At 69.8% G+C, this 26,204-nt stretch carries 2 protein-coding genes (1 of these 2 running past the window's edge); both read left to right on the top strand.

Annotated features, from left to right (window positions below; translation table 11 throughout):
• Nucleotides 1-11,682 carry the 3' portion of a non-ribosomal peptide synthase/polyketide synthase gene (locus tag ACVWZ5_RS11885; protein WP_457340627.1) on the top strand. The gene continues 13,773 nt to the left of window position 1, outside the view, so only the last 11,682 of its 25,455 coding nucleotides appear in the window; its start codon lies off the left edge, out of view; its stop codon occupies nt 11,680-11,682.
• A complete protein-coding gene (locus ACVWZ5_RS11880) occupies nt 11,679-26,204 on the top strand; it encodes an amino acid adenylation domain-containing protein (protein WP_457340626.1) in 14,526 nt (4,841 codons plus the stop codon). The genes ACVWZ5_RS11885 and ACVWZ5_RS11880 overlap by 4 nt, the downstream gene beginning before the upstream one ends.

The raw sequence follows: 26,204 nt of genomic DNA, 5'->3' as shown, positions 1-26,204 counted from the left end.
CTGCCGCTGCGGGTCGACCTGGATGGGGTGGGCGTGCGTGACGGCGTGCTGGCCACCCACCGCGAGCTGTCGGCGCTGCTGGTCCACGAGCACGCCTCGCTGGCCCTGGCCCAGCGCTGCAGCCAGCTGGCCGCGCCGCTGCCGTTGTTCAGCGCCATGCTCAACTACCGGCAAAGCACCCGCGCCGCGCCGCAGCCACAAGCCTGGGAGGGGATCGAGACCCTGGGCAGCGAAGGGCGCACCAACTACCCGCTGAGCCTGAACGTCGATGACTTCGGCGACGGCCTGCGCCTGGGCGTGCAAGTGTCGGCCCAGGTGGGCGCGCAGCGGATCTGCGCGCAGATGCTGCAGGTGCTCGACGGTCTGTTGCTGGCGCTTGAGCAACAGCCGCAGCAAGCGCTGAACCGGTTGCCGGTGCTCAGTGCCGAGGCGCGGCGCCAGGTGCTGGTCGATTTCAATGACACGGCGGTGGCGTACGACCTGGAGCAGACCCTGCACGGCATGATCGAGGCCCGGGTGCGACGTACGCCGCAGGCCATTGCGGTGAAGTCCGAGGAAGGCGAGCTGACCTATCGCCAGCTCGACGAGCAGGCCAACCGCCTGGCCCATCACCTGATTGCGCTGGGGTTAAAACCTGACGATCGCGTGGCGATCTGCGTCGAACGCGGCCTGTCGATGGTGGTCGGCCTGCTGGCCATCCTCAAGGCCGGCGGCGCCTACGTGCCGGTCGACCCGGACTACCCGGCCGAGCGCATCCGCCACATGCTCGATGACAGCGCGCCGCGGGCGGTGCTGGTGCACGGCGCCACCCGCGACGTGCCGCAGGCGAGTCGGGCGACGCTGATCGACCTCGACCGGCCAACCTGGCAGGCGCAGCCGGCGCAGGCCCCACAGGTGCCCGGGTTGACTCCGCGACACCTGGCCTATGTGATCTACACCTCCGGTTCCACCGGCCTGCCCAAGGGCGTGATGAACGAGCACGCCGGGGTGGTCAACCGCCTGCTGTGGATGCAGGACGCCTACCGGCTGGGCGCCGGTGACGTGGTGCTGCAGAAAACCCCGTTCAGCTTCGACGTGTCGGTGTGGGAGTTCCTCTGGCCGCTGCAGACCGGCGCCCGCCTGGTGATGGCACGCCCTGGAGGACATCGTGACCCCGAGTACCTGCGCGAGGTTATCCGTGAAGAGCAGGTCAGCACCTTGCACTTCGTGCCGTCGATGCTGGATGTGTTCCTCGCCCATGGCGAAGTCCTGCCGCACCAGCTCAAGCGCGTGCTGTGCAGCGGCGAGGCCTTGCCCGGCAGCCTTGTACAGCGTTTCCACGCACAGCTGCCGACGGTCGAGCTGCACAACCTGTACGGCCCGACCGAGGCGGCGGTGGATGTCAGCGCCTGGCACTGCGTAACGACACCGGACAGCACGCCGATCGGCAAGCCGATCGCCAATACCGCGCTGTACGTCCTGGACGCCCAGGGCGAGCCGGTACCGGTGGGCGTGGCCGGCGAGCTGTATATCGGTGGCGTGCAGGTGGCGCGGGGGTATCTCAACCGCGAGCAACTGACCGCCGAACGCTTCCTCGATGATCCGTTCTCGCTCAGGGCCGGTGGGCGGATGTACCGTACCGGCGACCTGGCCCGCTACCTGGCCGATGGCAACCTGGAATACCTCGGGCGCAACGACGACCAGGTGAAGATCCGCGGACTGCGCATCGAACTGGGCGAAATCCAGGCCTGCCTGACCCGTATCGAAGGGGTCAAGGAGGCGGTGGTGCTGGCCCGCGAGCAGCGTCTGGTGGCGTACTACACCGGTGCCCGGCAGGCGCCGGACACGCTGCGCGCAGCGCTGCTGGGCCAGTTGCCGGAGTTCATGGTGCCGGCTTCGTTCACCCACCTCGAGGCGCTGCCGCTGAGCCCCAACGGCAAGCTCGACCGCAAGGCGCTGCCACAGCCGGAAACCACGCAGCAGGTCTACGAGGCGCCGCAAGGCGAAGTCGAGACCCTGCTGGCGCAGCTGTGGGGCGAACTGCTGGGCGTGGACCGGGTCGGTCGTCATGACAACTTCTTCGAGCTCGGCGGCCACTCGTTGCTGGCCGTGACCCTGACCGCGCGCATGCGCCAAGCCGGCCTCGCGGCGGATGTGCGGGTGCTGTTCGGCCAGCCGAGCCTGGCCGCGCTGGCGGCGGCGGTGGGTGGCGAGGTGACGCTGGAAGTGCCGGCCAACCGTATCCCGGCGGACTGCACACGCATCAGCCCCGACATGCTGCCGTTGGCGACGTTGGAGCAGGCCGCGCTCGACAGCCTGGTGCAGAGAATCCCCGGCGGCGCGGCCAACATCCAGGACCTGTACGCCCTGGCGCCGTTGCAGCAGGGCATTCTCTACCACCACCTGGCCAGCGCCGAGGTCGACCCCTACGTACTGCAACTGAACTTCGCCTTCGCCGGCCAGACCGAGCTGGAGGGCTTCGTCGCGGCGCTGAACCAGGTCATCGCCCGCCACGACATCCTGCGCACCAGCGTACACTGGCAGGGGCTCGACGAAGCGGTGCAGGTGGTCTGGCGCGAGGCGCACCTGCATCTTGAGCCGGCACTGGACAGCCCGCGCCTGGACCTGGGCCGCGCACCATTGATGCACCTGAGCAGCCAGGTGGAGAAGGGCCGCTTGCAGGCGACCTTGCTGCTGCACCATATCCTCCTCGACCACGCCGCCATGGAGCTGCTGGTGGCCGAGGTCGGCGATGCGCTGCTGGGGCGCATGCCCGAGGGCGACAGCGTCCCTTACCGCAACTATGTGGCCCAGGCTCGCCTGCGCGACGACACCCAGGCGCAGGAGACACTGTTCCGCGAACTGCTGGGCGATATCGACGAGCCGACCGAAGTGTTCGGCCTGCGCGGGGCGCTGGGCGACGGCAGCCACGTGCTCGACCACCGCGAGCGCCTGGATGAGCCACTGGCCCTGCGCCTGCGTCAGCAGGCACGGTTGCTGGGCATCAGCGTCGCCAGCCTGGTGCACCAGGCCTGGGGGCAGGTGCTGGCGCAACTGTCCGGCCGCGAGGAAGTCGTGTTCGGTACCGTGCTGCTTGGTCGCCTGCAGGGCGGCGAGGGCGCCGAGCGGGCGTTGGGCATGTTCATCAACACCTTGCCATTGCGGGTCAGCGTGGGCGGGATGGACGTGGTCGACGGCGTGCGCCTGACCCATGAGCGTCTGGCGCGTCTGCTGGCCCATGAGCAGGCCTCCCTGGCCCTGGCTCAGCGTTGCAGCGGTGTGCCGGCCTCCCAGGCGCTGTTCACCAGCCTGCTCAACTACCGCCACAGCGCGGCGACCGGGGCGCAGCGCGCACAGGCTTGGCAGGGCATCGAACTGCTGGCCGCCCATGAGCGCAGCAACTACCCGCTGGTGGTCAGCGTCGACGATTTGGGTGACGGTTTCATCCTGACCGTGCAGGCGGTGCCGCAAGTGGAGGGGGCACTGGTCTGCCAGCTGCTGCAGACGGCCCTGGCGCGGTTGGCCGATACCCTGGCGGACACGCCGACGGCGCCGTTGAACGGTATCAACGCCTTGCCGGACGCCGAGCGCGAGCGCGTGGCGCTGCAGTTCAACGCGACCCGTCGCGACTATCCCCGCGACCTGCCCGTGCATGCCCTGTTCGAGGCGCAGGCCAAGGCCAGCCCGGATGCGCTGGCGGTGGCCCATGGCACGCGGCGCTGGAGCTACCAGGCGCTCGACCGGCAGGCCAGCTGGCTGGCCGGGTACCTGGTGGAGCAGGGCGTACAGGTGGGTGACCGGGTAGCCTTGCTGCTGCCACGTTCGTTCGATCTGCTGGCGGCCCAGCTGGCGGTGAGCAAATGCGCGGCGGTGTTCGTGCCGCTGGACGGCAACGCCCCGGCCGAGCGCCAGGCGTTCATGGTGGCCGACAGCCAGGCGCGGCTGGTGCTGACCCACAGCGACCAGCCGCAAGTGGAGGGCGCGCGCCGGGTCGAACTCGACCGCCTCGACCTGAGCGGATATACCGATGCGCCGCTGGGCTTGGCGGTGGACGCCGGCAGCGCGGCGTACATCATGTACACCTCCGGCTCCACCGGTACACCGAAAGGCGTGCAGGTGCCGCACCGGGCCATCGTGCGGTTGGTGATCAACAACGGCTTTGCCGACTTCAACAGCCAGGACCGGGTGGCCTTCGCCTCCAACCCGGCGTTCGACGCCAGCACCCTGGAGGTCTGGGCGCCGCTGCTCAACGGCGGCGCGGTGGTGGTGATCGATCAGGATCAGGTGCTGTCGCGTCAGGACCTGCGTGAGGTCCTGTTGGAGCAGGGTGTTACCGTGCTGTGGCTGACCGCCGGGCTGTTCCACCAGTTTGCCGACGATTTGCTGTCGGCATTCCGTGGCCTGCGCTACCTGATGGTCGGTGGCGATGTGCTGGACCCGGCGGTGATCGCCCGGGTGCTGCGCGATGGCGCGCCGCAACACCTGCTCAATGGCTACGGCCCGACCGAGGCCACCACCTTCAGCACCACCCACGAGATCACCGAGGTGGGCGAAGGCAGCATCCCGATTGGCAAGCCGATCGGCAACAGCCGCTGCTACGTGCTCGATGCCCGCCAGCAACTGTTGCCGGTGGGGGCGGTGGGCGAGTTGTACATCGCCGGTGACGGTGTGGCCCTGGGCTACCTGGGCCAACCGGAGCTGACCGCTGAGCGCTTCCTGACTGATCCGCTCAACGGCGGCATGATGTACCGCAGTGGCGACCTGGTGAGCTGGCAGGCCGACGGCACCCTGCGTTACCTGGGGCGCGCCGACCAGCAGGTCAAGCTGCGTGGTTTCCGTATCGAACTGGGCGAGATCGAAGCGCGCCTGGGCGAGTGCCCGGGCGTGCGTGACGCCGCCGTGATCGTGCGTGAGGACACGCCGCGGGATAAGCGCCTGGTCGCATACTTCACCGGCCAGGCGACAGCTATTGGCGAATTGCATGAACGGCTGCAGGGCGTGCTGCCGGACTACATGCTGCCATCGGCCTATGTGCAGCTTGACGCGCTCCCGTTGACCGCCAACGGTAAGCTCGACCGCCGCGCCTTGCCACAACCGGGCAGTGAAGCGCTGGTCAGCCGTGCCTTCGAGGCGCCGCAGGGTGAAATCGAAACCGCGCTGGCGGCGATCTGGGCCGATGTGCTCAAGGTCGAGCAGGTCGGCCGCCATGACCACTTCTTCGAGTTGGGCGGCCACTCGCTGCTGGCGGTGAGCCTGATCGAGCGCATGCGCAAGGCCGGGCTGGATGCCGATGTGCGCGTGCTGTTCGCCCAGCCGACCCTGGCTGCGTTGGCGGCTGCTGTCGGCTCCGGGCGGGAAGTGGCAGTGCCCGAGAACCGTGTGCCGCAAGGCGCGATGCAGATCACGCCGGACATGCTCAGCCTGACCGACCTGGACCAGGCCAGCATTGACCGTATCGTCGCCAGCGTGCCGGGTGGCGCGGCCAACGTGCAGGAAATCTACCCGCTGGCGCCGCTTCAGGAAGGCATCCTCTACCACCACCTGAGTGCCGAGCAGGGCGACCCATACCTGCTGCAGACCCGCTTGGCCTTCGACAGCCTGGATCGGTTGCTGGCCTGTGCCGAGGCCCTGCAACAGGTCATCGACCGTCACGATATCCTGCGTACCTCGGTGGTCTGGGAAGGGCTGGGCGAGCCGGTGCAGGTGGTCTGGCGCCAGGCTCGCCTGATGGTCAGCGAAGTTACAGGCCTGGGTGAAGAGGCGGTGGTCGAGCGGTTGCACGCGCACTTCGATGCCCGCCAGCAGCGCCTGGACCTGACCCAGGCGCCGCTGCTGCACCTGACCTATGCCCTGGATCCGGCCAATCGAAGGGTGGTGGCGATACTGCACTTTCACCACCTGGCCCTGGACCACACGGCGATGGAGGTGATCGTCCACGAGCTGCAGGCGATCCTCTCCGGTCGCCAGCACCTGTTGAGCGCGCCCGTGCCGTACCGCACCTACGTGGCCCAGGTACGCCTGGGCGCCGCCGAGGCGGGGCACGAGGCGTTCTTCCGCGACATGCTCGGCGATGTCGACGAGCCCACCCTGCCGATGGGCCTGGCCGATGTGCAGGGCGACGGGCGCGATATCGAGGAGTCGCGCCTGCCGCTGGATCCGGCCTTGTCGCGCCGGGTGCGCGAGCAGGCAAGGGCCCTGGGGGTCAGCGCCGCGAGCCTGATGCACCTGGCCTGGGCACGCGTGGTGGGTGTGCTGGCGGGGCGTCGCGACGTGGTGTTCGGCACCGTGCTGATGGGCCGCCTGCAAGGCGGCGAGGGCGCCGACCGGGCGCTGGGGGTGTTCATCAACACCTTGCCGCTGCGCATCGACACCGCCAAGGGCACCCGCGCCGCGGTGCAGGCCACCCACCAGCGGCTGTCGGCGCTGCTCGGGCATGAGCATGCGTCATTGGCGTTGGCCCAGCGTTGCAGCGGCGTGCCGGCCTCGGCGCCGCTATTCAGTGCCTTGCTCAACTACCGTCACAGCCCGACGGATAAGGCCGGTGTGGATGCTTCAGGGTTCCAGGGCATGCATCAGCTGGGCGGTGAAGAACGCAGCAATTACCCGCTGACCCTGAGCGTGGACGACCACGGGGAAGGCTTCAGCCTCAGCGTGCTGGCCCAGCTGGGGATCGGTGCCGAACGGGTCGCAGGTTGGATGACCGCTGCCGTGAGCCAGTTGATCCAGGCGTTGGAGCAGGGTGGCGCGGCGCAGGTCGACAGGCTGCCCATCCTCGACGGTGCGCAGCGAGGCCAGGTGCTTGAAGGTTTCAATGCCACGGCCGTGGACTACCCGCAAGGGCAGACCGTGCACGCGTTGGTCGAGGCTCAATCGCCCGAAGCATTGGCCGTTGTACAGGGTGAACTGGGCCTGAGCTACGGCGAGCTCAACCAGCGTGCCAACCGCCTGGCTCATCACCTGATCGAGCGTGGCGTGGTGCTGGGGGATCGCGTGGCACTGTGCCTGGAACGTGGTCCGCAACGGATGGTGGCGATGCTGGCCGTGCTCAAGGCCGGCGCGGCGTATGTGCCGGTCGATCCGGGTTATCCGTCGGAGCGGATTACCTATCTGCTCAGCGATAGTGCGCCGGCGCTGGCGCTGGTCGAATCGGCCACCGAAGCGTTGGCAGGGGATGTGGCCAAGGCTGTTCTGGATGCTGATGCCTGTGCCGACCAACCTGCCAGCAACCCAGTGGTTGTGGGGCTGGACGAGAATCAGCTGGCCTATGTGATCTACACCTCCGGCTCCACCGGCCAGCCCAAGGGGGTGATGGTCGAGCACCGCACCCTGGCCAACCTGATCCACTGGCATTGCCAGGCCTTCGATCTGGGCGCAGGCAGCCACACCTCCAGCGTCGCCGGCTTCGGCTTCGATGCCATGGCCTGGGAAGCCTGGCCGGCCCTGTGCGCCGGGGCGGTGCTGCACCTGCCGCCGGCGTCCATCGGCGGCGAGCATGTCGATGAACTGCTCGACTGGTGGCTGGAGCAGCCGCTGCACGTGAGCTTCCTGCCGACACCGGTCGCCGAGCAGGCGCTGCGCCGCGAACGCCAGCACCCGACCCTGCGCACGCTGCTGGTCGGCGGTGATCGCCTGCGCCAGTTCGACCGTGATCCGGGCTTTGTGCTGGTCAACAACTATGGCCCGACCGAGACCACCGTGGTGGCGACGTCGGGGCAACTGCAACCGGGCGGTGCGCTGCATATCGGCAAGCCGACCGCCAACACCCGCGTCTATGTGCTGGACGAGCAACGCCAACCCGTACCGGTGGGGGTGACCGGCGAGCTGTACATCGGTGGCGCCCAGGTCGCCCGAGGCTACTTCAACCGTCCTGAACTGACCGCCGAGCGTTTCCTCGACGATCCGTTCAACGGCGGCCGGATGTACCGCACGGGCGATCTGGTGCGCTGGAATGCCGATGGCACGCTGGACTACCAGGGCCGCAATGACGACCAGGTGAAGATCCGTGGCGTGCGGGTCGAACTGGGCGAGATCGAGGCCGCGCTGAAGGCTCAGCCGGGTATCGCGGATGCCGTGGTGCTGGTGCGTGACGAGCGTCTGCTGGCCTGGTTCACCGAAGCTGCCGTGGTCGATCTCGACACCTTGCGCCAAGGCCTGCAAGCCAGCCTTCCGGGCCACTTGATACCGCAAGCCTTCGTCCGCCTGGACGAGTTGCCACTGACCCGCCACGGCAAGCTGGACCGCAAGGCGCTGCCGGACCCTGATCCTGCAGCCCTGGCACGCCAGGCCTATGTCGCCCCGATCGGCGCGACCGAGGAGGCCATGGCCGCGATATGGGCTGAAGTACTGGGCATCGAACAGGTCGGTCGTCACGACAACTTCTTCGAACTCGGCGGTCACTCGTTGCTGGCGGTAAGCCTCACCGCGCGCCTGCGCCAGGCCGGCCTGCAAGCCGACGTGCGCACTCTGTTCGGTCAGCCGACGGTAGCGGCGCTGGCGGCAACCCTGGGCCATGGCCGCCAGGTCGAGGTCCCGGCCAACCGGATTCCCGCCGGCTGCACCCAGATCACCCCGGACATGCTGCCACTGGTGGACCTCGAACCGGCTGCCATCGAGCGCATCGTCGCCACGGTGCCGGGCGGCGCGGCCAACGTGCAGGACATCTACCCACTGGCGCCGTTGCAGGAGGGCATCCTTTACCACCACCTCAGCTCGCCGGAGCACGATCCCTATGTGCTGCAGTCGCGCATGGCCTTCACCAGCCGTGACCGGCTGTACGCCTTCGTCGATGCGCTGGGCAAGGTCATCGCCCGTCATGACGTGCTGCGTACTTCAGTGCTGTGGGACGGCCTGCCGCAGGCATTGCAAGTGGTCTGGCGCCAGGCTGACCTGGCGTTGCTCGAGGTGGCTGAAGAGGCAGCGGTGCCCCACGCTTTGGCCCTGGATCAGGCGCCACTGGTGCGCCTGTACCACTGGCCGGACGCGCAGGGCGCCGGACGGCAGGCTGTGCTGCAGTTCCACCATATCGTCCTCGACCATACCGCGCTGGATGTGCTCGGCCGGGAACTGGTCGGTTATCTGCAAGGTGCGCCGGTGCCCGCCGAACAGGGCGCGCCGTACCGCAACTACGTGGCCCAGGCGCGGCTGGGCGTCAGCCAGGCCGAGCACGAGGCGTTCTTCCGCGAGCAGTTGGGGGATATCGACGAGCCGACCCTGCCGTTCGGCCTGAGTGATGTGCAGGTCGATGGGCTCGGTATCGAAGAGGCCCAGCTGTGGCTGGACGAACCCCTGGCCACCGCTCTGCGTCAGCAGGCCCGGCAGCTGGGCATCAGCGTCGCCAGCCTGTTCCACCTGGCCTACGCCCGCCTGCTGGCCGCCGCCAGCGACCGTGACAGCGTGGTATTCGGCACCGTGCTGCTCGGTCGCCTGGAAGGCGGCGCGGGAGCGGACCAGGCGCTGGGCATGTTCATCAACACCTTGCCGCTGCGTCTGGACCTTGCAGGCATCAACCTGCAGGACGCTGTGCGTCAGACCCAGCAGCGCCTCAGTGCCTTGCTCGCCCACGAGCACGCCTCGTTGGCCCTGGCCCAGCGTTGCAGTGGCGTGCCGGCCCCGGCGCCGCTGTTCAGCGCCATGCTCAACTACCGTCACGGCAGCCAGGCGGACGAGGAGCAGCGCCAGGCCCTGCAGGGCATCGAGACCCTGGACAGCAACGAGCGCAGCAACTATCCGCTGAGCCTGAGCGTGGACGATATCGGCGAACGCTTCCGCCTGGTCGCCCTGGCCCCGGCGGAGGTTGGCGCCGCGCGTGTCTGCGAGCAGATGCGCCGGGTGCTGCAGGCCATGGCCGAGGCCTTGGCCCATCAGCCACGGCAAGCGCTGCTGCAACTGCCAGTGCTGTCGGCCGAGGAACGCGACCAGCTGGTGCACGACTTCAACCGCACGGCGCAGCCCCACGACCTGAACCGGACCCTCCAGGACCTGTTCGAGGCCCAGGCCTTGCGCAGGCCCGAGGCCGTTGCGCTCAGCGCCGAGCAGGGTGAACTCAGTTATGAGCAGCTCAATGCCCAGGCCAACCGCCTGGCCCATCACCTGATCGCGCTGGGCGTGCGGCCCGACGACCGGGTGGCGATCTGTGTCGAGCGCGGGCTGTCGCTGGTGGTCGGCCTGCTGGCGATCCTCAAGGCCGGTGGTGCCTATGTGCCGCTGGACCCGGACTATCCAGCCGAACGGATCCGCCACATGCTGGTCGACAGCCAGCCAAGGGCGGTCCTGGTGCAGACGGCCACCCGGGCGCTGATGGGGGATCTGCCACTGGCGCAGGTTGATCTCGACCAGGCGGACTGGACCCGTCAGCCGAGCCACAACCCACAGGTGTCGGGCCTGACCGCCGCCAACCTGGCCTATGTGATCTACACCTCCGGCTCCACCGGGCTGCCCAAGGGGGTGATGGTCGAGCACCGCAACGTGGTCAACCTGGTGTGCTGGAGCGCCGGGTTGTTCCCGGACGAGGGCGCTTTACTGCACAAGACCCCGGTGAGCTTCGACGCCTCGGTGTGGGAGCTGTTCTGGCCGCTGTGCAGTGGCGTGCGCCTGGTGCTGGCCAAGCCGGACGGCCAGCGCGATCCGCAGTATCTGGCCGAGCTGATCCGCCAGCAACAGGTCGGCGTGGTGCAGTTCGTGCCGGCGCTGTTGCAGCAGTTCCTCGAACACGACGCCAGCGCGGCCTGCGGCAGCCTCACCGATATCGTCTGCGGTGGTGGCGAGCTGACTGAGACCCTGGTGCGCCAGGTGCGCGAGCGCCTGCCACGGGCAAGGTTGCACAACGTCTACGGGCCGACCGAGACCACGGTCGATTGCAGCGTCTGCACCTTGCACCCGCAGGATCCGCTGACGCCGGGGGCGCTGCCGATTGGCCGTCCGATCGACAACATCCGGCTGTACGTGCTCGATGGCCACGACCAGCCTGTGCCATTGGGCGTCGCCGGCCAACTGCACATTGGCGGCGCCGGGGTGGCGCGTGGCTACCTGGGGTTGCCGGAGCAACAGGCCGAGCGCTTCATCGCCAGCCCGTTCGCCGACGGCGAGCGCCTGTACCGCAGTGGCGACCGTGTGCGCCAGCGCGCTGACGGCAGCCTTGAGTTCCTCGGCCGCACCGACCACCAGATCAAGCTTCGCGGCCTGCGCATCGAACCGGGCGAGATCGAGGCCTGCCTCACCCGGGTGCCTGGGGTGCGTGAAGCCGTGGTGCTGGTGCACGACGCCCAGCCGGCCGGCCCGCGCCTGGTGGCCTACGTCACCGGCGACGTGCCGCCTGCCGAGGCCTTGCGCGAAGCGCTGCTGGGGCAACTGCCCGAGTACATGGTACCGGCGCTGTTCATGGCCCTCGACGCCTTGCCGCTGACCCCCAATGGCAAGCTTGACCGCAAGGCGCTGCCGCAGCCGGACCTGCCGGCGCGGGCCTACGAGGCGCCGCAGGGCGACACCGAACAGCTGCTGGCGCGTATCTGGGGCGAGCTGCTGGGCGTGGAGCGGGTAGGGCGCCACGACAACTTCTTCGAGCTTGGCGGCCACTCGCTGCTGGCCGTGACCCTAACCTCGCGCTTGCGCGAGGCGGGCCTGGAGGCCGACGTGCGCAGCCTGTTCGAACACCCGACGCTGGCAGGCTATGCCGCCATCACAGACAGAATGGAGATCGTCCTGTGAGCATCAACGAACTACTGGCGACCCTGGCCGCCAACAATGTCCAGCTGACCCTCAAGGATGGCCAGCTGGTGGTCCAGGGCAATCGCCAGGCCCTGAGCGACCCCGCGTTGGTGGCGCGGCTGCGCGAGCACAAGCCGGCGCTGCTGGGGATGCTCGAGCGTGGCGAGTACGTGGCGGCGCGCCAGGGCAGCGTCGAGGTACCGGAAAACCGCATCCCGGCCGGCTGCACCCGGATCACCCCAGCCATGCTCAGCCTGGTCGAACTCGACCAGGCCAGCATCGACCAACTGGTCGAAGGCGTGCCCGGCGGCGCGGTCAATGTGCAGGACATCTACCCGCTGGTGCCGTTGCAGCAAGGCATGCTGTTCCACCACGCCAGCGCCGGCGACCACGATCCCTACGTGATGCAGGCGCGCTTCGTGTTCGCCAGCAGCGCCCGGGTCGAGGCCTTCGCCCAGGCCCTGCAAGGGGTGATCGACCGTCACGACATCCTGCGCACCTCGGTGCACTGGAAGGCCCTGGAGACGCCGGTGCAGGTGGTCTGGCGCCGGGCCCGGCTGCGGGTCATCCAGCTCGCCGAGGGCCAGCTGCCGGACAGCGGCTTCGACCTGACCCAGGCACCGTTGATCCGCCTGCAATGCCAGGCGCCAGAGGCGGATGGGCAGGTCCACGCGATCCTGCAGTTCCACCACGTGGCCATGGACCACAGCGCCCTTGAGGTGGTGCGTCACGAGATGCTTGCCTTCCTGCTCGGCGAAAGTGCCCGGCTGGGCCGCCCGCTGCCGTTCCGCAACCATGTGGCCCAGGCCCTGCTGGGCATCGGCGAGGCCGAGCACGAGGCGTTCTTCCGCGACATGCTCGGCGGCGTGGACGCGCCGACCCTGGCCTATGGCCTGGCCGATGTGCAGGGGGATGGCGCGGCGCTGAACGAGCACGCCCTGGACCTCGACCTGGCGCTGTGCCGCCAGCTGCGCACCCAGGCCCGCAGCCAGGGGGTGAGCGTCGCCAGTCTGTTCCACCTGGCCTGGGCGCGGGTGCTGGGCGGCCTGACCGGGCGCGACCAGGTGGTGTTCGGCACCGTGCTGATGGGCCGCCTGCAAGGCGCCGAGGCCACCGACCGGGCGCTGGGCATCTTCATCAACACGCTGCCGTTGCGGGTGGACCTGGACGACGCCGACCTGGCCTGCGCGATCAAGGCCACCCACCAGCGCCTGAGCACGCTGATGCGCCATGAGCACGCGCCCCTGGCCCTGGCCCAGCGCTGCAGCGGCGTGGCAGCGCCATCGCCGCTGTTCAATGCCTTGCTCAATTACCGCCACAGCGCGGCCTCGGGTTCCGAAGCAGTGCTGCGCGCCGGCTGGGCCGGGATCGAGATCGTGCATGCCGCCGAGGCCACCAACTACCCCTTGACCCTGAGTGTCGACGACTTCGGCGAAGCCTTCCGTCTGACCCTGCTGGCCAGCCCCGAGGTGCCGGCACGACGTGTCTGTGCCTACCTGGAGCAGACCCTGCGCAGCCTGCTTGCGGCGACGCCCACCGCTGAAATCAGGGCGCTGCCGATGGTGCCTGCCGACGAGCGTGAGGAGCTGCTGGAAACCTTCAACCAGACCCCGGGCATCGAACAGCCGCACGGTCCACTGCATCGTCGCATCGAGGCCATGGCCCAAGCCCATCCCCAAGCCCTGGCCGCCACCGGCAATGACCAGTCGCTGACCTACCAGCAACTGAACCAGCGCGCCAATGCCCTGGCTCACCACCTGATCGGCCTGGGCGTGCGCCCCGACGACCGGGTGGCAGTGTTCGCCCGCCGTGGCCTGGACACGCTGATTGGCCTGGTCGCGGTGCTCAAGGCCGGTGCCGGCTACGTGCCGGTGGACCCGGCCCACCCGGACGAGCGGGTGCGCTACCTGCTCGACGACAGCGCGCCAGTGGCCGTGCTGACCCAACACGCGTTGCGGGGGCGGCTGGATGGGATCACGGTGCCCGTGCTGGCGCTCGATCAGGCTGACTGGCCGCAGCAGCTGGATGATCCAGCCGTCGCCGACCTGGGACCGGAACACCTGGCCTACGTGATCTACACCTCGGGCTCCACCGGGCAGCCGAAGGGGGTGATGGTCGAGCACCGCACCCTGAACAACCTGGTGGACTGGCACTGCCGGGCCTTCGGCCTGTGCCTGGGCCGGCACACTTCGAGCCTGGCAGGTTTCGGCTTCGACGCCATGGCCTGGGAGGTCTGGCCGGCGCTATGCGCCGGCGCCACCCTGCACCTGGCACCCGCCGGCGAGGGCCACGAGGACCTCGATGCGTTGCTGGCCTGGTGGCGCGACCAACCGCTGGATGTCAGTTTCCTGCCTACGCCAGTGGCTGAATACGCTTTCAGCCATCAGCTCGGGCATCCGACCCTGCGTACCCTGCTGATCGGCGGTGATCGCCTGCGTCAGTTCAATCGCACCCAGACCTTCGCCGTGGTCAACAACTACGGCCCGACCGAGACCACCGTGGTGGCCAGTTCCGGGGTGGTGGAGGCTGGGGGCGCGCTGCACATCGGCGGCCCCGTGGACAATGCCCGCCTGTACGTGCTCGATGCCGGCCTGCAGCCCGTGCCATTGGGCGTGGCGGGCGAGTTGTACGTCGGCGGCGCCGGCGTCGCCCGTGGCTACCTCGGCCGCCCGCAGCTCACCGCCGAGCGCTTCCTGGACGATCCGTTCTCGACAACGCCGGGCGCGCGCATGTACCGCACCGGTGACCTGGTGCGTTGGCTGGCCGACGGCACCCTCGATTACCTGGGGCGCAACGACGACCAGGTGAAGATTCGCGGGGTGCGCATCGAGCTGGGCGAGATCGAGAACCGGCTGAACAGCCTGCCGGGCATCGGCGAGGCCGTGGTGGTTGCCCGCGAGGACCAGCCTGGCCAGCCGCGCCTGGTGGCCTATTTCACCGCGCAAGCCGGCCTCGAGGCGCCCTTGCCCGAGATCCTGCGCACGCAACTGCTCGCCCATCTGCCGGAGTACATGGTGCCGGTGGCCTTCGTCGCGCTGGAGGCGCTGCCGCTGACCGCCAACGGCAAGCTCGACCGCCGGGCGTTGCCGGCACCGGAGCGTTCGGCGCTGTTCGAGCGTGGCTACGTGGCCCCCGAGGGTGAACTGGAAAGCGCCCTGGCCCAGCTGTGGGCCGAACTGCTGCAGGTGGAGCGGGTCGGGCGGCATGACCATTTCTTCGCCCTGGGTGGCCATTCGCTGCTGGCCATGCGCATGGTGTCCCAGGTGCGCCTGCGGCTCGGCATCGAGCTGACCTTGGCCGAGCTGTTCGCCAACCCCGAGCTGGCCGCCGTGGCCCAGGTGCTGGCGAGCGCCGGGCACAGCGCGCTGCCGGCCATCGTCGCGGTGTCCCGTGAGCAGCCCCTGCCGTTGTCGTTCGCCCAGCAGCGTCTGTGGTTCCTGGCCCAGCTGGAGGGCGGCAGCCAAGCCTATAACGTGCCGCTGGCCCTGGGCCTGCGCGGCCCGCTGGATGCCGACGCGCTGGAGCGGGCCCTGCTGTGCATCGTCGCGCGCCATGAGGGCCTGCGCAGCCGCTTCGTGCCCGCAGGCGACAGCGCCGAGGTGCACATCGCCGAAGCACCGCAACCGGGCTGGCTGCGGCGCCTGCGCCTGGCGCCCGATGACCTGGCCGCGCACCTGCAGGCCGAGGCCTCCGCGCCGTTCGACCTGGTCGAGGGACCCTTGCTGCGCGCCAGCCTGCTGCGCCTGGAGGATCAGCACCATGTGCTGCTGCTGACCCTGCACCATATCGTCGCCGACGGCTGGTCCCTCGGCGTGCTGACCCATGAGCTGGGCGCGCTGTACCCGGCCATGTGCCAGGGCCTGGACGATCCGTTGCCGACCCTGGGGATCCAGTACGGCGACTATGCCGTGTGGCAGCGGCGCTGGCTGGCCGGTGAGCAGCTGCAACGCCAGGCCGACTACTGGCGCCAGGCCCTGGACGGCGCGCCGACCCTGTTGAGCCTGCCGAGTGATCGGCCACGGCCGCCACGCCAGGACTTCAGCGGCGCCAGCCTGGCGCTGCAGTTGGATGCGCGTCTCGGTGCCGGTCTGCGGGCCCTGGCCCAGCGGCATCAGGCGACCCTGTACATGGTGCTGCTCAGTGCCTGGGCCGCGACCCTGGCGCGCCTGTCAGGGCAGGCCGAGGTGGTGGTGGGCTGCCCGGTGGCCGGACGCGGCCATGCCGAGCTGGAGCCGCTGGTGGGGTTGTTCGTCAACACCCTGGCGCTGCGCATCGACATGTCGGGCGCGCCGAGCAGCGAGCGCCTGCTGGGTCAGGTGAAGGCCCGCCTGCTCGACGCCCAGGCGCATCAGGACCTGCCGTTCGAGCAGGTGGTGGAGATCGTCCGCCCGGCGCGCAGCCTCGGCCATACGCCGTTGTTCCAGACCACCCTCAACTGGCTGGCCACCGAGGGCGCCGCGCCGAGCCTGGCGGGATTGCGCCTGGAGGGCGTGGCCCAGGCCAACCAGGTGGCCAAGTTCGACCTGTCGCTGAGCATGGGCGAGCAGGGCGAGGCGCTGGTCGGCAGCCTCGAGTACGCCACGGCGCTGTTCGATGCAAGCAGCGTGCGCCGTTTCGCCGGTTACTTCGAGCGCCTGCTGCAGGCGATGGTCGCCAACGACCAGGCCCCCCTGGCCGAGGTCGAACTGGTCGGTGACGTCGAACGCCGGCGCCTGCTGCAGACCTTCAACGGCAGCGCCCGGGCATTCCCGGTCGACCAGACCCTGCCGACCCTGATCGAGGCCCAGGCCACCCGTGCCCCACAGGCGCTGGCCGCCGTGGCCGGCGATGCACGCCTGAGCTACGGCGAGCTGAACCAGTGCGCCAACGCCCTGGCCCATCACCTGATCGAACGGGGCGTGGGGCCCGACGACCGGGTGGCGGTGGTCGCCCGGCGCGGGCTGGATACCCTGGTGGCGCTGCTGGCGGTGCTCAAGGCCGGTGGCGCCTATGTGCCGGTGGACCCGACGCATCCGGATGAGCGCCTGCGCTACCTGCTCGAAGACAGCGCCCCCGTGGTGGTCCTGGCCCAGCAGGCGTTGCTGGCGCGCCTGGATGGGTTGACCGTGCCCGTGCTGGCACTGGACCGGGCGGACTGGCCGGCGCGCACGGACAATCCCGGGCGGCACGACCTGTTGGCCAGCCACCTGGCCTACGTGATCTACACCTCCGGCTCCACCGGGCAGCCCAAGGGCGTGATGGTCGAGCACCGTACCCTGGCCAACCTGGTGCACTGGCACTGCAAGGCCTTCGAGCTGGGCGCCGGCGAGCACACTGCCAGCGTCGCCGGCTTCGGCTTCGACGCCATGGCCTGGGAGGTCTGGCCGGCCCTGTGCGCCGGCGCGGTGCTGCACCTGCCACCGGCCGAGCTGGGCAACGAGCAGCTCGACGGGCTGCTGGCCTGGTGGCTGGAGCAACCGCTGAAGGTGGCCTTCCTGCCGACACCGGTCGCCGAATATGCCTTCACCCAGGGGCTGCGCCATCCGACCCTGCGCACCCTGCTGATCGGTGGCGACCGCCTGCGCCAGTTCACCAGCGATCCGGGCTGCGTGGTGGTCAACAACTACGGCCCCACCGAGGCGACGGTGGTCGCCACCTCCGGCCTGGTGCTGCCGGGCGGGGCGCTGGATATCGGCCGGCCGATCGCCAATGCCCGGGTCTACCTGTTGGACGAGGCGCGACAACTGGTACCGTGCGGCGTGACCGGCGAGCTCTACGTGGGCGGTGCCGGTGTGGCGCGGGGCTATCTGAACCGTGCGCAACTGACGGCCGAGCGCTTCCTCGACGACCCGTTCAGCGAGCAGCCCGGCGCACGCATGTACCGCACCGGCGACCTGGCCCGCTGGAACGCCGACGGTACCCTGGACTACCTGGGCCGCAACGACGACCAGGTGAAGGTGCGCGGCCTGCGCATCGAGCTGGGGGAGATCGAGGCACAACTGCTGGCCTTGCCCGGCGTCGCCGAAGCGCTGGTGCTGGCCCGCGAGGACCAGCCCGGCCAACCGCGTCTTGTCGCTTACTACATCGCCAGCGCCCAGGCGCAGCCGGTCGGCGCCCTGCGCGCCGCCTTGCAACAGCGTCTGCCGGCCTACATGGTGCCTTCGGCCCTGGTGCGCCTGGATGCCTGGCCGCTGACCGCCAACGGCAAGGTCGACCGCCGGGCGCTGCCGTTGCCCGAGCGCGAGGCGTCGGCCAGCCAGGCCCACGAGGCCGCCGAAGGCGCCCTGGAAACGGCCCTGGCCGAGCTCTGGTGCGAGCTGCTGCAGCTGGAACGGGTCGGGCGCCAGGACCGCTTCTTCGAACTGGGCGGCCATTCGCTGCTGGCCATGCGCATGGTCGGCCAGGTGCGTGCACGCCTCGGCCGGGAGTTGTCGCTGGGCGAGCTGTTCGCCGATGACCGCCTGCTGGCGGTGGCGGCGACCCTGGCCGAGCGCGGCGGCGAGGTGCTGCCGGCCATCGAACCGACGCCCCGTGGCCAGTCCCTGCCGCTGTCGTTCGCCCAGCAGCGCCTGTGGTTCCTGGCGCAGATGGACGATGCCAGCGCCGCCTACCATATCCCCCTGGGCCTGGCCATGCGCGGCCCGCTGGACCGTGCGGCGCTGGAGCGGGCGCTGGCGCGCATCATCGAGCGTCACGAAAGCCTGCGCAGCCACTTCACCCAGGAAGGCGCCGAGGCGCGGGCGCGGGTGGCCCCAGGGCGCGGTGGCTTCGCCCTGGCCTGGCACGACCTGCGCGGCGCCGAGCAGCAGCTGCCCGAACTGATGCACGCCGAAGCGCTGCTGCCCTTCGACCTGGCGCACCAGTTGCCGGTGCGCGGCCGCCTGCTGTGCCTGGCGGCGGAGCATCATGTGCTGCTGCTGACCTTGCACCATATCGTCGCCGATGGCTGGTCGATGGGGGTGTTCACCCAGGAGCTGGCGGCGCTGTACCAGGCCTTCAGCGCAGGGCGCGACGACCCGCTGCCGGCGCTGGCGATCCAGTACGGCGACTACGCCCTGTGGCAGCGCCGCTGGCTGGCCGGCGACGCGTTGCAGCGCCAGGGCGAATACTGGCAACAGGCACTGGCCGGCGCGCCGGTGCTGCTGACCTTGCCGACCGACCGGCCGCGGCCGGCCCGCCAGGACTATCACGGTGACCGGGTCGAGATACGTCTGGACCGGCGTCTGAGCGAAGACCTCAAGGCGCTGTGCCTGCGCCACGCGGTCACCCCGTTCATGCTGTTCGGCGCCGCCTGGGCAGTGCTGCTGGCGCGGCTGTCCGGCCAGGCCGAGGTGGTGATCGGCACGCCGGTGGCCAACCGTCGGCAGGCCGAGGTCGAAGGGCTGATCGGGCTGTTCGTCAACTCCCTGGCCCTGCGCATCGATACCGCCGGACTGCCGGACGTCGGCGCGCTGTTGGCGCGGGTAAAGGCCTGCGTCAGCCAGGCCCAGGACCATCAGGACCTGCCGTTCGAACAGGTGGTGGAACTGCTGCACCCGCCGCGCAGCCTGGCCCATACCCCGCTGTACCAGGTGTCGCTGGCCTGGAACGGCGTTCCGGCCGAGGCCCTGCAACTGGGCGACCTGCAACTGGAGGCGCTGGGCGGCGCGCAGACCTTCGCCAAGTTCGACCTGACCTTGAGCCTGGGCGAGACCGCCGACGGCTACGGCGGTGCCCTGGAGTTCGCCACGGCGTTGTTCGACCGGGCGACCATCGAGCGCCATGTCGGCTACCTGGAGCAACTGCTGTGGGCGATGGCCGGCAGTGACCAGGCGGTGCCGGCGAAGGTCGAGCTGCTGGGTGCCGCCGAGCGTCGCCAGGAGCTGGTGACCTGCAATGCCAGCGAATTGGTCGGCGGCTTGCAGCAACCGGTGCAGGCGTTGTTCGAGGCGCAGGTGGCGCGCATGCCGCAGGCGTTGGCGGTGCAGGCCGAGGACGGCCAGATGAGCTACCAACAACTGAACGAGGCGGCCAACCGCCTGGCCCATCAGCTGATCGCCCTGGGCGTGGTCGCCGACAGCCGGGTCGCGGTGTGCCTGGCCCGTGGCCCGCAGCTGCTGGTCGGACTGCTGGCGGTGCTCAAGGCCGGCGGGGCCTACGTGCCGTTGGACCCGGGCTACCCCGACGAGCGCCTGGCGTACATGCTTGCCGACAGCGCGCCGCTGGCGTTGCTGGTGGATGCCGGCAGCCGCGGGCGCTTCGCCGACAGCGTGGTACCGCGCCTGGACCTCGACCAGCCGGCCTGGGCCGGCCAGTCGCCGGACAATCCGCAGGTCCTGGGGCTGGGGGCCCGTCACCTGGCCTACGTGATCTACACCTCCGGCTCCACCGGCACGCCGAAAGGGGTGATGGTAGAGCACCGCAGCCTGTGCAACCTGGTGCACTGGAGCTCGCGGCTGATCGCCCCGACCGTCGAGGGCGCGCTGCTGCACAAGACCCCGGTGAGTTTCGACGCCTCGGTATGGGAATTGTTCTGGCCGCTGTGCGCCGGCCTGCGCCTGGTGCTGGCGCGTCCGGACGGCCAGCGCGATCCGGCCTACCTGGCGGCGCTGATCCAGCGCCAGCGGGTCAGCGTGGTGCAGTTCGTGCCGGCGCTGCTGCAGCAGTTCCTTGCCCTGGAGGCCAGCGCGGACTGCGACAGTCTCACCGATATCGTCTGCGGCGGCGGCGAGCTGACCACGGCATTGCTGCAACAGGTGCGCGAGTGCCTGCCACAGGTGCGGCTGCACAATGTCTATGGCCCGACCGAGGCCACCGTCGATTGCAGCGCCTGGACCCTGGAGCCTGGACAAGCGCTGCCTGTAAGCGCGCCACCGATCGGCCGGCCGATCGCCAATACCCGGCTGTACGTGCTCGACCGCAACGGCCTGCCGGTGCCCCGTGGCGTGGTGGGCGAGCTGTACATCGGCGGCGTCGGCGTGGCCCGTGGCTACCTGGGCCTGCCGGAACTGGACGCCGAGCGCTTCGGCGACAGCCCGTTCGTGGTCGGTGAGCGTCTGTACCGCAGCGGCGACCTGGTGCGCCGCCGCGCCGACGGCGAGCTGGAATTCCTCGGCCGCGACGATTTCCAGGTCAAGCTGCATGGCCTGCGCATCGAACTGGGCGAGATCGAGGCCTGCCTGGCCAGTCATCCCGCCATTCGTGAAGTGGCGGTGCTGCTGCGTGGCGAACGGCTGGTCGCCTGGTTCACCGCCCATGACGAGGCACCTGGGATCGAGACGCTGCGCCGGCATGCCCTGGCGCGGTTGCCGGACTACATGGTGCCGTCGGCCTATGTGGCGATGCCGGCCATGCCGCTGACCGCCAACGGCAAGCTCGACCGCCAGGCGCTGCCCGAGCCCGGTGCCGAGTCTGTGCTCAGCCGTGCCTACGAGGCGCCGCAAGGCGAGGCCGAAACCCATCTGGCAGCGCTTTGGGCCGAGCTGTTGAACGTGCCGAGGGTAGGGCGCCAGGACCACTTCTTCGAACTGGGCGGCCACTCGCTGCTGGCGGTGACCCTGATTGCCCGCCTGCGTGCCGAAGGCCTGGAGGCGGATATCCGCGTGTTGTTCGCCGAGCCGACCCTGGCCGCCCTGGCCGCGACCCTGGGCCAGCATGGCGGGCCCAGGGTGCCGGCCAACCGTATTGGCGCCGACTGCCGACGCATCACCCCGGACCTGCTGGCGCTGGTGGTGCTGGAGCAGGCGGCCATCGACCGCATCGTCGCCCAGGTCCCGGGTGGTGCCGCCAATGTGCAGGACATCTACCCGCTGGGGCCGCTGCAGGCGGGGATTCTCTACCACCACCTGGCCAGCGAGGGTGACGATCCGTACCTGTTGCAGGCGCGTTTCGCCGTGGCCGACCGCGCGCGGCTGGAGGCGCTGCAGCGGGCCTTGGACCAGGTAATCGCCCGTCACGACATTCTGCGTTCCTCGCTGTACTGGGACGGCCTCGCCGAACCGGTGCAGGTGGTGTGGCGCCAGGCATCGCTGCCGGTACAGGAGGTGACCCCGCAGACGTCGCCGGTGTTGCGCCTGGACCTGACCCGCGCGCCCATGCTGCGCTTGCTGCACAGCCAGGACCCGGCCAGCGGTCGCATCACCGCGACCTTGCTGTTCCACCACCTGGTCATGGACCACGTGGCCCAGGATGTGCTGCGCGCCGAACTGCAGGCCTGCCTGCTTGGCGAGCAGCACCGGTTGCCCGCGCCGGTGCCCTACCGCAACTACATCGCCCAGGTGCTGCACGGCGCGGGCGAGGCCGGGCACGAGGCGTTCTTCCGCGAACAACTGGGCGACATCGACGAGCCGACCTTGCCCTATGGTCCGCATCCGCTGGCGCATCAGGGCGCCGAGGCCGAAGCCCGGCTGTTGCTGGACGACGGGCTGGCGCGGCGCCTGCGTGAGCAAGCGCGATTGCTGGGTGTCGGTGCGGCCAGCCTGATGCACCTGGCCTGGGGGATGGTGCTGGGGCAGTTGTCGGGGCGCGACAGCGTGGTGTTCGGCACCGTGCTGCTCGGTCGCCTGCAGGGGGGCGAAGGCATGGAGCGCGCCCTTGGGGTGTTCATCAACACCTTGCCGCTGCGCCTGGAGGTGGGCCGCCTGCCGGTGCGCGAGGCGTTGCTCGACACCCACCGCCGGCTTACCGGGCTGCTGGTGCACGAGCATGCGCAACTGGCCCTGGCCCAGCGTTGCAGCGCGCTGCCGCCCGGCGCGCCGCTGTTCAGCGCCTTGCTCAACTACCGTCACAGTGCCACGGCCCTGGTCCGCGACAGCGCGGCCGGGCGTGCCTGGGAAGGCATCGAGCTGCTGCATGCCGAGGAACGCAGCAACTACCCGCTGGCCCTGAGCATCGACGACCTGGGCGAAGGCTTCGGCCTGACCGCGCAGTGCGCGCCGGGCCTGGATGCGCGGCGCCTGTGCGGTTATCTGCAGCAGGCACTGGAAAACCTGGTCGAGGCCCTGGCGCAGGATCCCGAGCGAGGCCTGGAGCGGCTGGACATCGTGCCGGCCGAGGAACGCCAGCGGCTCTTGGTGGGTTACAACGCCACGCAGCGTGACTACCCGCGACAACTGCCCGTGCAGCGTCTGTTCGAGCAGCAGGTGGCGCGGCATCCGCTGGCGCTGGCGGCGCGCCATGATGAAAGACAGCTCACCTATGGCGAGCTGAACGAACAGGCCAACCGCCTGGCTCACTGGCTGATCGGCGAGGGTGTGGCGGCAGGCGACCCGGTGGCGATCCTGCTGCCGCGCTCGTTGCCCTTGCTGGTGGCGCAGCTGGCCGTGCTCAAGTGCGCGGCCATCTATGTGCCGTTGGACATCAACGCCCCGGCCGAGCGTCAGGCATTCATGGTTCAGGACTGCCAGGCGGTGGCGCTGCTGACCCTCGGCAGCCTGGCGGCGGAATGCGAGGCGCGGCGCATCGATCTGGATTGCCTGGCCCTCGACGACCAGCCGGTGCACAACCCGAACCTCGCGCAGGACGCCGACGCGGTGGCCTACGTGATGTACACCTCGGGCTCCACCGGCACGCCGAAGGGAGTGCGGGTGACCCACCGGGGCATCACCCGGCTGGTGCTGAACAACGGCTATGCCGACTTCGACGCCAGCGACCGTTTCGCCTTCGTCTCCAACCCGGCGTTCGACGCCGCCACCCTGGATGTCTGGGGCGGCCTGCTCAACGGCGGCCAGGTGCTGGTGATCGATCACCAGACCCTGGTCGAGCCGGCGCAGTTCGCCAGCGCGTTGCGCCAGGGCGGCGCCAGCGTGATGTTCGTCACCACGGCGCTGTTCAACCAGTATGTGCAGCTGATCCCCGAGGCCCTGGCAGGGCTGCGGGTCCTGCTGTGCGGCGGCGAGCGCGGCGAGCCCGCCAGCTTCCGGGCGTTGCTGGCGCGGGCGCCGAGCCTGCGCCTGGTGCACTGCTACGGGCCCACCGAGACCACCACCTTTGCTACCGCCTGCACCGTGCGGGCCGTGGCCGACGGCGCCGAGCACGTGCCGATCGGCGGCCCGATCGGCAATACCACGGCCTATGTCCTCGATGCACACGGGCGGCTGTTGCCCGAAGGCGTGACTGGCGAGCTGTACATTGGCGGCGACGGCGTCGCGCTGGGGTACCTGAATCGCCCGCAACTGACGGCCGAGCGCTTCCTCGACGACCCGTTCGGTGCTGGGCCTGGCGCGAGGTTGTACCGCACCGGCGACCTGGCCCGCTGGCGTGATGACGGCCAGCTGGAATGCCTGGGCCGCACCGACGATCAGGTGAAGATCCGTGGTTTCCGCATCGAGCTGGGCGAGATCGAGCAGCACCTGGCCCAGTGCCCGGGCGTCGACGAAGTCGTGGTCATGGCCCTGCGCCTGGAGCAGGGGCCGCTGCGCCTGGTGGCCTGGTACACCCGCACCGACACGGCCCTCGATGGCGTGGCGCTGCGTGGCTTCCTGCGCGAACGGCTGCCGGAGTACATGTTGCCGGCGGCGTTCGTCGCGCTCGAGGCGCTGCCGTTGACCAACAATGGCAAGGTCGACCGTCGGGCGTTGCCACTGCCGGGTGCCCAGGACCTGGCCGTGGCGGTGTTCGAGGCCGCTGCAACGCCGGTCGAGCAGGCGTTGGCCGCGTTGTGGGCGCAGGTGCTGGAAGTCGAGCGGGTCGGGCGGCATGACAGCTTCTTCGAACTGGGCGGGCATTCGCTGTCGGCGATCCGCCTGGTGGGCGAGATGCGCCAGGCCGGCCTGCACACGACCCTGGCGGAGTTGTTCCAGCACCCGACCATCGCCACCCTGGCAGCGCGCCTGGGCGAGGGTGCGGACGAGGACGAAGGCCTGGTCACGGTGCGCGCCGCAGGCAGCCAGCCGGCATTGTTCCTGATCCACGAGTTCAGTGGCCTGGACCTGTACTTCCCGGTCCTGGGGCGGCATATCGAAGGTGATTTCCCCGTCTACGGCCTGGCTGGCGTCGCCCCTGGGGAAGCGCAACTGAACACCATGGAGTGCCTGGCGGCGCGCCTGGTAGGGCGGATCCGCGCCGTGCAGCCGCACGGGCCGTATCGGCTGGCGGGTTGGTCGTTCGGCGGCGTGCTGGCCTACGAGGTGGCCGCGCAGTTGCTGGGCGCGGACGAGCCGGTGGCGTTCGTCGGCCTGATCGACACCTACGTGCCGCGCCTGAGCGACCAGGGCAAGGCGCGCTGGCAAGGGCCGCACCTGTTGCAAGGGCAGCTGTTGCTGCATTGCCGGGTGCATTGGCAGGCCCAGGGCGAGGCGGGGGCCGTGCAGTTGGCCGAGATCGAGGCATTGCAGCCCGGTGCGTTGGCATTCGAAGCACTGCTCGCCCACTGCCGCGAGCGCCAGCTCCTGGTGCCAGGCCTGGCCCAGGCCAGCGACGGGCAATTGCGCCACTTCTTCGAGCGTCACCTGGCCCATGGGCATGCCCTGGCCCACTACCGGCTGGCACCGTTGCCGGTGTCGCTGCACCTGTTCGTGGCCGAGCAGCGCAGCGCCGGCATCGTCACCGACAGCCCGACCCTGGGCTGGGCAGAGGCCTTGCCGGGGCAGGCGTTGCATTGCCTGAGCGTGCCGGGCGATCACCAGAGCATGGTGCAGGATCCGCAGGCGGCGGTGTTGGGCCAGGCCATCGCGCAGGCGATGCAGGCCGCACCCGGCCTGGTGCCGCCGACGCACCAGCCGCTGCTGGCGATCCAGAGCGGCACGCCGTCCCATGTCCCGGTGTTCTGTGTGCCGGGGGCCGGTGACAGCGTGACCAGCTTTATCGGCCTGGCCGAGGCGCTGGGGCCGGACTGGCCGGTGCATGGCCTGCAGGCCCGGGGCCTGGCTGCGGGCGAGGTGCCGCACAGCGCGGTGGAGGCCGCCGCCGACTGCCATGTCCGGGCCATCGAGGCGCTGTACCCCGAAGGCCCGTTGAACCTGGTCGGGCATTCGTTCGGTGGCTGGGTGGCCCATGCCATGGCGCTGCGCCTGCAGGCCAAGGGGCGCGAAGTGCGCTCCCTGACCCTGATCGACAGCGAGGCGCCGGGCGCGGGGGGCAGTTGCGGCAAACCGTACACCTTTACCCAGGCCCTGCAGCGGCTGATCGAGTCGTTGCAGCTGTCCACCGGCAAGTCGTTGGGCATCGAGCCTGCGGCCTTTGCCGAAGCCGACGATCAGGAGCAACTGCGCCAGTTGCACGCGGCCATGGTGCGGGTCGGCCTGATGCCGTCGCGTTCTTCGGCTCAGGCGCTCGAGGGCGTGGTGCGGACCTTCGCCACGGCCCTGCGCACGGTGTACCGTCCCGACGGCGGGTTCAACGGCCTGGCGCGGCTGGTACTGGTGGCTGATCCGAGCCTGGACCTCGCCGGCAACCAGCGTGAACAGCAGGCCATGGAGCAGGGCTGGCGCGATTGGCTGCCGCAACTGGAGGTATGGCAGGGGCCGGGCAACCACTTCAGCATCCTCAAGGTGCCGGATGTGTTCAGCCTGGCGGCGTGGTGGCATGACGGGCAGGCCCTGTATCACGGCAGGGTGAAGCAGTAA

The organism is Pseudomonas sp. TE6283 (assembly GCF_054060555.1).
Note: the sequence above shows the minus strand (reverse complement) of the source record. Positions and strands in the feature narration are given on the sequence as shown.